Genomic DNA, 14,407 nt, shown 5'->3' with positions numbered 1-14,407 from the left:
CGTACGCGTCGACCCGATTCCGTGACGGTCATGGAGAACACACCCGGCCCCCTCGCGGGCCGCAAGGAATGGTCCGCCCTCGGCGTCCTGATGCTGCCGCTGCTGCTGGTCTCGATGGACGTCTCGATCCTCTACTTCGCGATTCCCTACATCAGCCAGGACCTGGAGCCCAGCGCCACGCAGCAGTTGTGGATCCTGGACATGTACGGCTTCGTCCTCGCCGGACTGCTCATCACCATGGGCGCCCTCGGCGACCGGATCGGCCGGCGCACGCTGGTGCTCGCGGGCGCCGCCGTGTTCGGTGTCGCCTCGGTCGCCGCCGCCCACGCGCACTCGGCCGAACTGCTCATCGCGGTAAGGGCGTTGCTCGGGCTCGGCGGCGCCGCCCTGATGCCCTCGACGCTCGCCCTGATCCGCAACCTCTTCTGGGACGAGAAGCAGCGCCGCAAGGCGGTGACCGTGTGGACGGCCGTCATGACCACCGGCATCTCCCTGGGACCGGTGGTCAGCGGTCTGCTCCTGGAACACTTCTGGTGGGGGTCGGTCTTCCTGATCAATCTGCCCGCGATGGCGCTGCTGCTCGTCCTGGTGCCGTTCCTGGTGCCGGAGTTCAAGTCGCCGCAACAGGGCCGCTTCGACATCCTGAGCGCGGCACTCTCGCTCGCCGCCCTGCTCCCGGTCATCTACGGCATCAAGGAGATGGCCCAGCACGGCTACGAGCCCCTGCCTGCCCTCGGCATCACCTCGGGTCTTGTGCTCGGCTACGTCTTCGTGCGCCGCCAGCAGCACCTGGCGCACCCGATGATCGACCTCGGGCTCCTCGGCCGCCGTGCCTTCGGCGGCCCGATGGTCGCCAACCTCCTCGCCATGTTCGCCACGGTGGGGATGGCCGTCTTCCTCACGCAGTATCTGCAGTCCGTCCGCGGCATGAGCCCCTTCGAGGCCGCCCTGTGGAGCATGGTGCCGGCCGCGGGTATGGCCGTCATGGCTCCGACCGCGGCGGTGTTCGCACAGCGGGTCGACCGCGCGTATGTCATGGGCGGCGGCTTCCTCGTCTCCGCCTGCGGCTTCCTCTGGCTGACCCAGGTGCACACCGACACGGCTCTCTGGGTCACCCTGGGCGCCGCCTCGGTCTACGCGGGCGGCCTGGTCGCCGCCATGACACTCGCCAACGAGCTCGCCCTGGGGGCCGCCCCACCGGAGCGTGCGGGCTCGGCCGCGGCCGTCCTGGAGTCGGGCCAGGAGCTGGGCGGGGCCCTGGGCATGGCGATCCTCGGCTCCATCGGTTCGGCGGTCTACAGCCGCGACATGGCCGACGCGCTCCCGGCCGGTGTCCCGCAGGCCGACGCGGTGCGCGAAACCCTGGGCGGGGCGACGGCCGTGGCCGCGCACCTTCCGGCCGAGACGGCACAGAGGGTGCTCTCTGCCGCGCGCGACGCCTTCACCCACGGGATGGGCTACGCCGCCATCGGGGCGGCCACCGTCATGGCGGCGGCCGCCTTCTTCTCCTTCGCGCGGCTGCGGGGCGCGGGCAGCACCGGAGCTGGTGCCGGAGATCCTGGCGAGCCGCACAGCGCGCCCGCAACCGCGGAGCCGACCGGGACGGCACCCCACTGATTCCGCGTCACGCCTGGTCAGAAAGGTGATCACGGGACCTGGCCGCAGGTCCCGTGACCGGGCTTCGTAGGATCTTGGGTGAGTACGCGGACGCCCCGACCCCGGGCCGCCGATGCTGCCCGCACCCCTGCCGACCGCAGGGGTGGCCGAGGCGACTCCTGCCCTTTGTCATCCCGCCGGCCGGGTTCCCCGTCGGCTGAAGTCCGGAACGTCCTTACTTGAGCACCGTCGAAATGATCGAGGCGCCGCCCGCGCCTGCCCCGCCGGGCCCCACTCTCCCCGTCCGTCCCCGCATCTTGCCCCGCCGCCTCGTGGGCCGCGCCCCCGCCCCGCCGCCGACGAGCACCACCCTGCACAACATCAGCGCCGTCACCGCTGTGCTGCTGGCCCTGGTGGCGGTCGGTTCCGTCGTCCACGAGCCGGTGCTCATACCGCCGCTGGCGGCATCAGCGGCGATCGTGCACAGCGTCCCCGGGCTGCCGCTGGCCCAGCCGCGCAGCGTGATCGCGGGCCACCTGCTGTGCGCCGGTGTCGGATACGCCATCCTGGCGGCGCTCGGCAGCGCCCCATGGGCCGCGGCACTGGCCGCCGGCATCGGCCTGGCCGTGATGACCGTGGCGCGCACCCCGCACTCGCCGGCCTGCGCCACCGCGGTCGTCATCGTCCTGCACCACCCCCGGCCTGCGACGTTCCTGCCGCTGCTCGCCGGGGCGGTCGTCGTGGTCGTCCTGGCGGGGTGGGCGGCCTCGTGCGCCCGGCCCGGCGCGCCGCGCTACCCCACGTACTGGTGGTGATCGCTTGTGCGTCGGCGCAGGGCAGTGTGAAGTTCTCTGCGTGACGTCCGTGACCCGCACACGCGGACGTACACACAGTGAAACGAGAAGGGACATGCGATGACAGCGGCCAAGACGGTGACGTTCCCCTCCGGTGTGAGCGTGCCCGCCCTGGGCCAGGGCACCTGGCGCATGGGCGACGATCCCTCGCGCCGCGCCGAGGAACTCGCCTCCCTCCGCAGGGGCCTGGACCTGGGCATGACGCTGATCGACACCGCCGAGATGTACGGCAGCGGCGCCTCGGAGGAGCTGGTCGGCGAGGCGATCCGCGGGCGGCGCGACGAGGTGTTCCTGGTGAGCAAGGTGCTGCCGTCGAACGCGGACGCCCGCGGCACCGTGGATGCCTGTCGGGCCAGCCTGCGCCGCCTGGGCACCGACCGGATCGACCTGTATCTGCTGCACTGGCGGGGCGGGGTGCCCCTCGCCGAGACCGTCGAGGCCCTCGAAGGTCTGGTGAGCAGCGGCAGCATCGGCGCCTGGGGCGTGAGCAATCTCGATGTCGACGACCTCTCGGAACTCCCCGAGGGCGCCCTCCCGCAGACGAACCAGGTGCTCTACAACCTCACCCGCCGCGGCCCCGAGTACGACCTCTTCCCCTGGTGCCGTGAGCGTGCGGTGCCCCTGATGGCGTACTCACCGCTGGAGCAGGGCCGCCTGCTCGGTCAGCGTGCCCTGGAGTCCGTGGCATCCGCGCACGGCTGCACGCCGATGCAGGTGGCGCTCGCCTGGGTGCTGCGGCACGACGACGTCCTCGCCATCCCGAAGGCTTCCACCCCGGCGCACGTGGAAGAGAACCACGCCGCCCTCGACGTCAGCCTGACCGAGGCGGATCTCAAGGCGCTGGACGCCGCGTTCCCCGCGCCGGTGCACAAGGAGCCGCTGGAGATTCTCTGATCCGCCTCGGGCGGGGGGAGTGTGCGCTCCGCATGTCAGGGCACCCGCAAGTCCTGCGCATGCTTCCCCGCGCGGGTCGCTCTAGGGTGAATTCGGAGGCCGTACATGACCCTCGCCGCAGGCGGAGCCTCGTCACTGTTGCTGATCATCGGCGTGGTGATCGTCCTCGTGCTGCTCGCCCTCTTCTGGTTCGGGCGGCGGCAGGTCGCCCGACGCCCCAACCCACCGCAGGAGCCCCAGCCGCGCGCGAGTTCCTGGGAGAAGCCCCACCAGGGCCCCTCGCACTCGCGCCAGGCGTCTTGAGGAGGAACGGTATGCCCATCGCCACGGTTAATCCCGCCACCGGCGAGACGCTCGAGACCTTCGAGCCGCTCGAGGACGCCGAGGTCACACGCCGCGTGGCGGCGGCCCACGCCGCGTTCGGCGAGCACCGCACCAGCAGCTTCGCCGAGCGTGCCCGGCTCATGAACCGGGCGGCCGATCTGCTGGAAGAGGACAACGCGTTCATCGCCCGGACCATGACCACCGAGATGGGCAAGCCCATCAAGGCGGCGAGGGCCGAAGCGGCCAAGTGCGTCAAGGCCATGCGCTGGTATGCCGAGCGCGCCGAGGGGCTGCTGGCCGACGAGCACCCCGCGCAGGCCGACGTGGAGGACTCCGGAGCGAGCCGGGCGATCGTCCGCTACCGCCCGCTGGGCGTCGTGCTCGCGGTGATGCCGTGGAACTTCCCGCTGTGGCAGGTCGTACGGTTCGCCGCCCCCGCCCTCATGGCGGGCAACGTCGGTCTGCTCAAGCACGCGTCGAACGTGCCGCAGACCGCCCTGTACCTCGAAGACCTCTTCCGCCGCGCCGGGTTCCCCCAGGGCTGCTTCCAGACGCTGCTGATCGGCTCGGGCGCCGTCGAGGCCATCCTGCGCGACGAGCGGGTGGTCGCCGCGACCCTCACCGGCAGCGAACCGGCAGGACGCTCGGTGGCCTCCACCGCGGGTGACGAGATCAAGAAGACCGTCCTGGAACTGGGCGGCAGCGACCCCTACCTCGTGCTGCCGAGTGCCGACGTCGAGCGTGCCGCCGCGACCGCGGTGACCGCCCGGGTGCAGAACAACGGGCAGTCCTGCATCGCCGCCAAGCGCTTCATCGTGCACGCCGATGTCTATGACGCCTTCCGGGACCGTTTCGTCGCGGGCATGCGGGAGTTGACCGTCGGTGACCCCGCGAGCGAGGACACGGACGTCGGTCCGCTCTCCACCGAACAGGGCCGCGCCGATCTGGAGGAGCTCGTCGACGACGCGCTCGCCCAGGGCGCCACCGCACTGTGCGGCGGACAGCGCCCCAAGGAGCAGGAGCGTGGCTGGTACTACGCCCCCACCGTCCTCGCCGACGTGACCGAGCGGATGCGCATCCACCGTGAGGAGGCGTTCGGCCCGGTGGCCACGCTCTACCGCGTGGCGGACCTGGACGAGGCCGTGACCCTGGCCAACGACTCGCCGTTCGGGCTCAGCTCGAATGTGTGGACGCGCGACGACGCGGACATCGACCGCTGCGTACGGGACCTCCAGGCGGGCGGCGTCTTCTTCAACGGCATGACCGCCTCCCACCCCGGCCTGCCCTTCGGCGGCATCAAGCGCTCGGGTTACGGACGTGAGCTGGCGGGCCACGGCATCCGCGAGTTCTGCAACGCCACGACGGTCTGGTACGGCCCGACCGATCAGTGACCGGCGGTGATGCCGGTCAGGATGAGGTCGATCCCGGCGAGGAACTCCGTCCGGTCGTCGTGCACGCGTAGCTGGTCGGCGACGCTGCGCAGAAACGCGTACTCCTCGGGGTCGAGGTCGGACCAGGCGGTCGCGGCGGCGTCGAGGAAGTCGGTGCGGCTCGTGTCGGGTCGGCGTGCCTGGTGTGCGCGGGCGTCGGCCGCGTTCTGGCCGCCCACGCCGAGGATGTAGTTGAGGAACGCGGACGCGGCCGTGAACTGGGCAGGACGGGGTACGCCGAGCGCCTGGACCTGGCGTCCGATGTGTTCGAAGACCCGCAGCATCGGCGACTGCCCCGGGGCGCGGGAGAGCTGTGTGCCGACCCACGGATGTGCCTCGATCGCGTCGAACACGCCGAGTGCGAGGGCGCGGATCGCCTCCTGCGGCGTGATGTCGGTGGGGCCGGCGGCCACGGTGTCGGCGATGACGGCGTCGGTGGCGGCGTTGAGCAGTTCCTCTTTGCCCGCGACGTGCCAGTAGATCGCGCCGGGCCCCGTGGCGAGGCGCTTGGCCAGCACGCGGAAGGTGAGCCCACTCTCGCCCGCCGAGTCGAGGAGCTCGATCGCCGCCTCGACGATGCGCTCCCGGGAGAGCGGTTCCTCTCGTCGCTCCGCACGACGCGTCCTCGTTGCCATGCACACATCCTGGCATATCTCTGGAACCTCGTTCCAGCTTGACATCTCTGGAACGCAGTTCCAGTGTGGTGGTGGAACGTCATTCCAGAGGTGCCCCGTCGGGCCCACCCGGGAGGCGTATGACCTGAGGACCTGAGGAGCCACCATGAACACGCACACCACCGACATCGCGATCATCGGGGCCGGCCTTGGCGGGCTGACCCTCGCCCGCGTCCTGCACGTCCACGGCATCCCGGCCACGGTCTACGAGGCGGATGCCTCACCCACGGCCCGCTCACAGGGCGGGATGCTCGACATCCACGACGACACCGGCCAACCGGCACTTCAGGCCGCGGGCCTCATGGACGAGTTCCGTGGCCTCATCCTGGAGGGCCGCGAGGCGACACGGGTCCTGGCCACGGACGGCACCGTTCTGTACGACGACGACAGCGCACGCGGACGTCCGGAGGTCCAGCGCGGGGCCCTGCGCCAGTTGCTGCTCGACTCCCTCCCGGCCGACACCGTCCGGTGGGGACACAAGGTCAGCGGCGTCCGCTCCCTCGGTGACAGCCGCCACGAGGTGACCTTCGCCGACGGCACCACCGCCGTCACGGATCTGCTGATCGGCGCGGACGGCGCCTGGTCACGGGTGCGCCCGCTGCTCTCCGACGCCACACCCGAGTACATCGGCAGATCGTTCGTCGAGACCTACCTCTTCGACGCCGACGCCCGGCACCCGGCCGCCGCGAAGGCGGTGGGCGGCGGGTCGATGTTCGCGCTCGCGCCGGGCAAGGGGATCCAGGCACACCGGGAGAGCGGCGGGACCCTGCACACCTACGTGGCGCTCACCGAGCCGGCGGAGTGGTTCGCCGCCATCGATTTCACCGATGCCCCGGCGGCCACCGCACGGATCGCGGGGGAATTCGACGGCTGGGCGCCCGAGCTCACCGCGCTGATCACCGACGGTGAGACCGCCCCGGTCCTGCGCACGCTCAACGCCCTGCCTGCCGAGCACCGGTGGGAGCGTGTGCCGGGCGTGACCCTGCTCGGTGACGCCGCCCACCTCGCGGCGCCGAACGGCGAGGGCGCCAACCTGGCCATGTACGACGGCGCCGAACTCGGCAAGACCATCGCCACGCACCCGGAGGGCATCGAGGCCGCCCTCACCTCGTACGAGCAGGCCATGTTCCCCCGCAGCGCCACCGCCGCCACCGATGGCGCCCAGCTCCACGAGCTCCTCTTCGGCGACGACGCGCCCCACGGCCTGGTCGGCATGTTCGACGGAGGCGCATAGCCCCCGCCAGGGTCTGCGCTGCCGCTCAGTGGCCCGGCAGCGGCGGTTCGCCCTCTTCGGCGCCCGTCAGGCGCAGTTGGACCTGCACCTCCTGGTCGCCCGACACGTTGCCCTTCGGCGAGACGACGAAGGCTGATTCGAGCGTGGCCCGCAGCCGGTCCACCGCCACCGGGCTGCCTTGCAGATCGGCGGTGACGGGCCCCGCGAGCAGCACACCGCGGACCGGCCCCGGGCTGTCGGAGGCGAGGAAACCGCCGGTCCAGACGGCGGGGCGGGGCTGTTCCGTGCGGTGGGGCGCGTCCTCGCCGCGGTCGGAGGGGAAGTGGGTGCGCAGCACCCCGAAGACGGCGTCCGCGTCGGCCGCGGAGCACTCGCCGAGTACTACTTGCACCAGGTCCGGGGAGTCGGACTGAGCGGTGGGGGTTGACGGGTCGGGTGTGTCGTTCACGCTGTGCTCCAGTGGGTCGCGGGGCCTGATGTGTGATCACGGGTACCCGATGTGCGGGCAGGTATCTGAGGTGACGGCCGCTGTCCGGGACAGGACCGTGACCGGTGGCGGTACCCGAACTGCTCAGAGGTCGCGCAGCGCGGGCAGCAGTTTCTTCTCCGCCCAGTCGATGAAGGGGCGCTGCTGGTCGCCGCCGACCTGGACGAGGGCGACCTCGGTGAAGCCCGCATCGACGAAGGGGCGTACGGCGTCCACGAACGTGTCGACGTCGTCGCCGCACGGGACCTGCTTCGCCATGTCCTCGCGGGTGACGAACTGGGTGGCGCCCGCGAAGCCGGAAGGACCGGGGAGTTCGGAGTTGACGGGCCAGCCGCCGACCGACCAGCGGAACTGGTCGTGCGCGCGGGCGATGGCCGCGTCCTTGTCGGTGTCGTAGCAGACGGGCAGCTGGCCGACGCGGGGCTTGCCGCTGCCGCCGTGCCGGTCGAAGGATTCGACCAGGTCGGCCTTGGGCTCGGTGGCGATGACCAGGTCGGCCTTGCGCCCGGCCAGCGCGCAGGACCGGCCGCCGGAGACGGCCACCCCAATGGGCGGCAGCTTGTCGGGGACATCCCACAGACGGGCGTTCGACACGTCGAAGTGGGTGCCCTGGTGGTTGACGTTGTCGCCGGTGAACAGCGCGCGGATGATGTCCACGGCCTCCTCCAGCATCTCCAGGCGCACCTGCGGCGACGGCCAGCCCGCGCCGACGACGTGCTCGTTGAGGTTCTCGCCCGAGCCGAGGCCCAGCCGGAATCGACCCTCGGAGAGCAACTGCATCGTCGCGGCCTTCTGCGCCACCACGGCGGGGTGATAGCGCACCGTCGGGCAGGTCACGTACGTCATGAGCGGGATCCGCGAGGTCGCCTGCGCGGCCGCGCCCAGCACGCTCCACGCGTAGGGCGCGTGCCCCTGCGAGTCGAGCCAGGGGAAGTAGTGGTCCGAGGTGACGGAGAAGTCGAACCCGGCCTGCTCCGCCGCGACGAGGTCGTCGACGAGCGCACGGGGGCCTGCTTGCTCGGTCATCATCGTGTAGCCGATTTGCACCATATTTGTACGCTTTGCCGAACTGCCCTCGCTGAAACCTCACCGTCCGCGCACGCGTAAGACCGCGGCCCGCCCCATGTCAGCACTCGGGCTCGGGTGCCCTCCCGTCTCACTTCCAGTCGTACGCGTAGGCGGCGACCCAGGTGATCTCCAGCTGCGCGCTGCTGCCGGGCGCCGCGCCCGGGCCTTCCAGCGCGCTCTCGTTCTGCAGGATCCAGGACAGCGGCCGGTCGGGGACGCCGCGGGTGTCGTGTCCGGTCTCCCGTCCGTCCACGAAGAAGCGCACATGTCCCGGGGTCCATTCGGTCGACACCGTGTGCCATTCGGTCCACGTGTCGGCGCCGCGGAAGTAACCCTGTTCGCCGCCGCCGCACGGATGATGGAAGGCGGTGAGGGATCCGGACCAGTTGCCCTCGGGGTGGTCCATCTCGCAGCCTCCGCCGTAGTGCAGCCAGGCCGACTTGTATCCGGGAGCCGGCTTGGTCACCTTGATGCGGGCGCTGTACTTGCCGTACTTCATCTGCATGACGGCGCGCGGTACGACAGCGGCAGCGTGCACCGGCCCTCCGTCGGCGGGCCGCCACATCCGGATGCGCATCCGGCCGTCGCCGTTCTCCGCAGGGCCCACGCTCACGGTGTCCTCCGGGTGGTAGACACCGACGACGTCACGGTCCCGGTCGTTGGAGGTGTCACGCCAACCGGTCGGGTAGGCCCACCAGTTGGCGCGATAGGCGCCGTCGAGCCCGTCGCAGTACGCGGCGGAGGTGTCGGCATGATGGTCACAGTCACTGAACGCACCCAGCGGCACCCGGTCACCGTTGAAGTCCTCGGCCACGACCTGCCAGAACGGCCCACAGTCGCCACGCGGCAGCTCGTTGCCGACGCTGCCACAGGCATCGTCCGAACGCGGCGCTCCCCCCGCGCTGGGAATGGACAACAGAGCAGCAAGCAACGCACCACCAAGCGCCGCAACCACAACGGGCCTCCGCCGCCCGCCCGCCTCATGTGCTCCCATGGCGATGCCCTCCCTCCCGGACGCCCGGGTCCCCAGAGCTGGCGGGGCACCCGCGCGACACGAAGGGGACATCCTCGCGGAGGCCAGAGGGTCCCGCCATAGGGATCGCGCCGAGAGCATGAACTGTTGTACGCGGCCGGACGGTTGGGACGTAGGTTGTGTGTTGAACAGTTCTCGCCTCGGTGGAAAGACGGACGCTACCCATGACCGACCACGCCACGACGCCCGGACCTGCGGCGCATCAGAAGATCGACTCATCGGTGCCGCACTCGGCCCGGATCTGGAACTACTGGCTTGGCGGGAAGGACAACTACCCCGTCGACGAGGAGGCGGGGGACGCCTACAGCGCCGTTTTCCCCGGCATCGTCACCGTCGCCCGCAGCAGCCGCGCCTTCCTGCGCCGCAACATCACGTATCTGGTGTCGGAGGCGGGCATCGGGCAGTTCCTGGACATCGGGACCGGGCTGCCGACCGTGGACAACACCCATGAGGTGGCCCAGCGGCTCGATCCCAGCACCAGGATCGTGTACGTCGACCACGACCCGATGGTCCTCGCGCACGCCCGCGCCCTGCTGACCTCCACGCCCGAGGGCGCGACCGCGTACGTCGACGCCGATCTCTCCGACCCCGACCGCATCCTGGCGGCGGCGGCCGAGACGCTCGACTTCTCCCGCCCCACCGCGCTGATCCTCAGCAACATCCTGGGCCACGTCGCCGACTACGACCAGGCGCGCGCCATCGTCACCCGCCTGGTGGACGGCCTGCCCTCCGGCAGTTACCTCTCCATCAACGACGGCTCGCGAGGCACCGACGCCACCTACGAACAGGCCCAGGACGCCTACAACGAGACCGGCGCCGTCCCTTACTTCCTGCGCCCCGTCGACCAGATCACGGCGTTCTTCGACGGCCTGGAACTCCTTGACCCCGGTGTGGTCTCGGTCCCCTTCTGGCGCCCGGCCCCCGACTCCCCCACTCCGGAGCCCATCGGAGAGCACGGCGGTCTCGCCCGCAAGCCGTGACGTGACGCGAGGTGATGTGAGATGACGCGTCCGCGGGCCGCCGCACACACGGCCCGCGGGCGCGCACGACATGCCGGAACGTGTCTCCTGACCCACGCTGGATACGCGGTCAACCGCAGATCCCGCTTCGACGAGGGAGCAGAGCGCCATGGGGACCGATGTGTACCGGTCGGAAGTGCCCCTGACGGTGAACGGCACGCCCTGCCGTCCCACCGTCGACCACCGTTCGACGCTGCTTGACGTCCTGCGCGAGGACATGGGTCTCACCGGCGCCAAGAAAGGCTGCGACCACGGCCAGTGCGGTGCCTGCACCGTCCTCGTCGACGGGAGGCGCGCCAACAGCTGTCTGCTGCTCGCCGTCGCCCACGAGGGGTGCGACATCACCACCGTCGAAGGGCTGCACCCGGATGACGGCGAGGGGCTGCATCCGGTGCAGCGTGCCTTTCTGGAGCGCGATGCCTTCCAGTGCGGCTACTGCACGCCGGGCCAGATCTGTTCGACCGTCGGCGCCCTGGCCGAGGCCGCGGCGGGCCACGCCTCGCACGTGACCGATCCGGGCGCGGACACCGGCGCCCCCGTGGAGCTGACCCGGGACGAGATCCGTGAGCGGCTCAGCGGCAACCTGTGCCGCTGCGGCGCCTATCCGCACATCGTCGAGGCCGTCGAGGACGTGACCCGGTGAAGCCCTTCAGGTATGTGCGCGCCTACAGCGTCGAAGAGGCGACCGCCGCCCACGCGGGCCGCCCCGGCTCCTGTTATCTGGGCGGCGGCACCAACCTCGTCGACCTGATGAAGCTGGGCGTCGAACGCCCCGGGACGCTGATCGACGTCAGCAGGCTGCCGCTGGACGCGGTGGAGGAGCTGCCCGACGGGTCCGTCCGGGCCGGCGGGACGGTACGTAACAGCGATCTCGCCGCCCACCCCTTGGTGCGTGAGCGCTACCCGGTGCTCGCCCAGGCCCTGCTCGCTGGAGCGTCGGGCCAGCTGCGCAACGTCGCCACGACCGGCGGCAATCTTCTCCAGCGCACCCGCTGCCCCTACTTCCAGGACCTGGGAAAGCCGTGCAACAAGCGCGAGCCCGGCACCGGCTGCGGCGCACGCGACGGCGTCCACCGCGACCACGCGATCCTCGGCCACTCGCCGCAGTGCATCGCGACCCACCCCTCCGACATGGCGGTCGCGCTGGCCGCGCTCGACGCCCAAGTGGAGCTGCACGGCGTACGGGGCCGTCGCACCTTGCCCGTCGCCGAGTTCCACCGCCTGCCCGGCGGCCGTCCGGAGCAGGACACCGAGATCGCGCCCGGCGAGCTGATCACCGGAGTGCTGCTCCCGCCCGCGACGGCGGGCCTGCCCTCGGCCTACCGCAAGGCCCGCGACCGCGCCTCGTACGCCTTCGCGCTCGCCTCGGTGGCCGTGGTCCTGGACGTCGAGGACTCCGTCGTACGCCAGGCGCGCATCGCGTTCGGCGGTCTGGCCCACCGGCCCTGGCGCGCCCGGCGTGCCGAGGAGGAACTGCGCGGCGGCGCGCCGAGCGACCAGGCGTTCGGGGCGGCCATGGACGCCGAGCTCGCCGCGGCCGAGCCGCTGCACGACAACGCGTTCAAGGTGCGGCTGGCCCGCAACCTCGCGTGTGACGTCCTTCGGCACCTGGCGGACGCGCCTCCCGTCGCCTGAACTCAGCCCGCCTGCCCTCCGCTTCCAGGGAGATTGCCATGCCGGACCCCGTCAGCGCCCTCGGAGCGCCCGCCGAGCGCAGGGAGGGCCCCCAGAAGGTGACCGGGGCCGCCCTCTACGCCGCCGAGCACACCCCCGAAGGGTGCGCCTACGCCTGGCCGGTGCCCGCCACGGTGGCAAGCGGCTCGGTCAGCTCCGTCGACGACACGGCCGCCCGTGACGTGCCCGGCGTCGTCGAGGTCCTCACGCACCTGAACGCCCCTCGCCTGGAGGAGCCGGACGACGCGACGCTCGGTGTGCTGCAGGACGCGCGCGTGCCGCACCGGGGCTGGTACGTCGCGCTCGTCGTCGCCGACAGCCTGGAGGCAGCGCGCGAGGGCGCCGCGGCCGTCCGCGTCACCTACACCGAGGAGCCGCACGACGTCACCCTCAAGGCCGACCACCCCGATGCCGTCGTGCCCGAGGACGAGGACGGCACATCGGGAGAGCACGTCCGCGGCGACGCGGAAGGTGCCTTCGACTCCGCGCCCTCCCGCGTCGACGTCACCTACCGGGTGCCGCCGCTGCACAACCACCCCATGGAGCCGCACGCGGCCACCGCTCAGTGGCGGGACGGGCGGCTGACGGTGCACGACAGCAGCCAGGGCGCCACCACCGTCCGCGATGTCCTTGCGTCCCTGTTCGCGCTGCCCAAGGAACAGATCACCGTCATCTCCGAGCACGTCGGCGGCGGCTTCGGCTCCAAGGGCACGCCACGCCCGCATGTGGTGCTTGCCTCCATGGCCGCCCGCGCGACCGGACGGCCCGTCAAACTCGTCCTGCCGCGGCGCCAGTTGGCGGCCGTGGTGGGCCACCGCTCGCCGACCCTGCACCGGCTGCGGCTGGGCGCGGAGCGGGACGGCAGGCTGACCTCCGTGATCCACGAGGTGACCGCGCACACCTCCCGCATCAAGGAGTTCATGGAGACGGCCGCCGCCGCCACGCGTGTCATGTACCCCTCGCCACACGCCCGCACCACCCACCGCGTGGTCCCCCTCGACGTGCCGAGCCCCTCCTGGATGCGCGCCCCCGGCGAGGCGCCCGGCATGTACGCCCTGGAATCGGCGATGGACGAACTCGCCGGAACCCTCGGCATCGACCCCGTCGAACTGCGTCTGCGCAACGACACCGACACCGAGCCCGACTCCGCCAAGCCCTTCAGCAGCCGCCACCTCGCTGAATGCCTGCGCGAGGGCGCCCGCCGCTTCGGCTGGTCCGAACGCGACCCGCGCCCCCGCTCGCGTACGGAGGGCCCCGTACTCATCGGCAGCGGAGTCGCCTCGGCCACCTACCCGGTGGTCGTCGCACCCAGCCGGGCGAGCGCACACGCCTACCCCGACGGCAGCTTCGTGGTCCGCGTCAACGCGACCGACATCGGCACGGGCGCCCGCACCGTGCTCGCCCAGGTCGCCGCCGACGTGCTCGGCGTCCCGCTGGACTCCGTACGCACCGACATCGGCAACAGCGACCTCCCGAACGCGCCGCTGGCGGGCGGCTCCTCCGGTACCGCCTCCTGGGGCTGGGCCGTCCACGAGGCGTGTACGCGACTGGCCGCACGCCTGGCCGGACAGCGGGACCAGCAGCTGCCCCCGGAGGGTGTCGGCGCCACCGCCGACACCAAGGGCGAGGCCGACGCGGACAGCGACTACGCCCGCCACGCCTTCGGCGCCCACTTCGCCGAGGTAGGCGTCGACGCGGTGTCCGGTGAGGTCAGGGTGCGTCGGCTCCTCGGGGTCTACGCGGCCGGGCACATCCTCAACTCCCGTACCGCGCGCTCGCAGTTCATCGGGGCGATGACGATGGGCCTGGGCATGGCGCTGACCGAGGGCAGCACCATGGACGCGGCCTTCGGCGACTTCACGGAGGCCGACCTCGCCGCCTACCACGTACCGGCCAACGCGGACGTGCCCGCCATCGAGGCGCACTGGATCGACGAGGACGACCCCCACCTCAACCCCATGGGCAGCAAGGGGATCGGAGAGATCGGCATCGTCGGGACGGCCGCGGCCATCGGCAACGCGGTGCACCACGCCACCGGTCTGCGGCTGCGCGAACTGCCCCTGACGCCGGACCGGCTGCTGGCGGGCGGTCTGTAAAAGCGCAGACACTGAGCGCCTTGC

The 14,407-nt window shown here is 71.5% G+C and carries 14 protein-coding genes; 10 read left to right on the top strand and 4 right to left on the bottom strand.

Features of this window, described 5'->3' with window-relative positions; translation table 11 throughout:
• The first annotated feature begins 30 nt into the window (after positions 1-30).
• The 5 genes from ACZ5U5_RS14260 to ACZ5U5_RS14240 all read left to right on the top strand — a co-directional run bounded on the left by ACZ5U5_RS14260 (position 31) and on the right by ACZ5U5_RS14240 (position 5,059).
• Complete coding sequence (locus tag ACZ5U5_RS14260) at positions 31-1,617, top strand: MFS transporter (protein ID WP_469020597.1); 1,587 nt, start codon at positions 31-33, stop codon at positions 1,615-1,617.
• Between the two features lie 218 nt (positions 1,618-1,835).
• A complete protein-coding gene (locus ACZ5U5_RS14255; protein ID WP_469020594.1) occupies positions 1,836-2,411 on the top strand; it encodes an HPP family protein in 576 nt (191 codons plus the stop codon).
• Positions 2,412-2,510: 99 nt separating this feature from the next.
• Positions 2,511-3,344, top strand: coding sequence for an aldo/keto reductase (locus ACZ5U5_RS14250; protein ID WP_469020591.1), 834 nt, complete (start codon positions 2,511-2,513; stop codon positions 3,342-3,344).
• Between the two features lie 105 nt (positions 3,345-3,449).
• A complete protein-coding gene (locus ACZ5U5_RS14245) occupies positions 3,450-3,647 on the top strand; it encodes a DUF6479 family protein (RefSeq protein ID WP_469020588.1) in 198 nt (65 codons plus the stop codon).
• 11 nt (positions 3,648-3,658) lie between these two features.
• Positions 3,659-5,059, top strand: coding sequence for an NADP-dependent succinic semialdehyde dehydrogenase (locus ACZ5U5_RS14240; protein WP_469020586.1), 1,401 nt, complete (start codon positions 3,659-3,661; stop codon positions 5,057-5,059).
• Here ACZ5U5_RS14240 and ACZ5U5_RS14235 read toward each other — a convergent pair.
• Positions 5,053-5,733, bottom strand: a complete 681-nt coding sequence (locus tag ACZ5U5_RS14235) for a TetR/AcrR family transcriptional regulator (protein WP_469020583.1) — start codon at positions 5,731-5,733, stop codon at positions 5,053-5,055. The two genes, ACZ5U5_RS14240 and ACZ5U5_RS14235, sit on opposite strands and share 7 nt — an antisense overlap.
• 145 nt (positions 5,734-5,878) lie before the next feature.
• Here ACZ5U5_RS14235 and ACZ5U5_RS14230 point away from each other — a divergent pair, with 145 nt between their 5' ends.
• Entirely contained in the window at positions 5,879-7,006 is a 1,128-nt protein-coding gene (locus tag ACZ5U5_RS14230; RefSeq protein ID WP_469020580.1) for an FAD-dependent oxidoreductase, read from the top strand.
• A gap of 25 nt (positions 7,007-7,031) precedes the next feature.
• On the opposite strand, the gene ACZ5U5_RS14225 is transcribed toward ACZ5U5_RS14230, so the two are convergent.
• From ACZ5U5_RS14225 to ACZ5U5_RS14215, 3 genes are all read right to left on the bottom strand, one after another.
• Entirely contained in the window at positions 7,032-7,454 is a 423-nt protein-coding gene (locus ACZ5U5_RS14225; RefSeq protein ID WP_469020577.1) for a hypothetical protein, read from the bottom strand.
• Positions 7,455-7,577: 123 nt separating this feature from the next.
• Positions 7,578-8,543, bottom strand: coding sequence for an LLM class F420-dependent oxidoreductase (locus ACZ5U5_RS14220; RefSeq protein WP_469020574.1), 966 nt, complete (start codon positions 8,541-8,543; stop codon positions 7,578-7,580).
• Between the two features lie 106 nt (positions 8,544-8,649).
• On the bottom strand, positions 8,650-9,477 hold the full coding sequence (locus ACZ5U5_RS14215; protein WP_469020572.1) for a glycoside hydrolase family 16 protein: 828 nt from the start codon (positions 9,475-9,477) through the stop codon (positions 8,650-8,652).
• Between the two features lie 281 nt (positions 9,478-9,758).
• On the opposite strand from ACZ5U5_RS14215, the gene ACZ5U5_RS14210 reads away from it, so the two are divergent.
• From ACZ5U5_RS14210 to ACZ5U5_RS14195, 4 genes are all read left to right on the top strand, one after another.
• Positions 9,759-10,574, top strand: coding sequence for an SAM-dependent methyltransferase (locus ACZ5U5_RS14210; RefSeq protein WP_469020571.1), 816 nt, complete (start codon positions 9,759-9,761; stop codon positions 10,572-10,574).
• A gap of 148 nt (positions 10,575-10,722) precedes the next feature.
• The gene (locus tag ACZ5U5_RS14205; RefSeq protein ID WP_469020569.1) at positions 10,723-11,256 is read left to right on the top strand and encodes a 2Fe-2S iron-sulfur cluster-binding protein; all 534 of its coding nucleotides are present in this window, start codon (positions 10,723-10,725) and stop codon (positions 11,254-11,256) included.
• Entirely contained in the window at positions 11,253-12,248 is a 996-nt protein-coding gene (locus ACZ5U5_RS14200; protein WP_469020568.1) for an FAD binding domain-containing protein, read from the top strand. Before ACZ5U5_RS14205 ends, ACZ5U5_RS14200 begins: the two co-directional genes overlap by 4 nt.
• Positions 12,249-12,286: 38 nt before the next feature.
• Entirely contained in the window at positions 12,287-14,383 is a 2,097-nt protein-coding gene (locus ACZ5U5_RS14195) for a xanthine dehydrogenase family protein molybdopterin-binding subunit (RefSeq protein WP_469020565.1), read from the top strand.
• Positions 14,384-14,407 lie beyond the last annotated feature (24 nt).

This window comes from Streptomyces sp. NPDC033177 (assembly GCF_055577715.1).
Note: the sequence above shows the minus strand (reverse complement) of the source record. Positions and strands in the feature narration are given on the sequence as shown.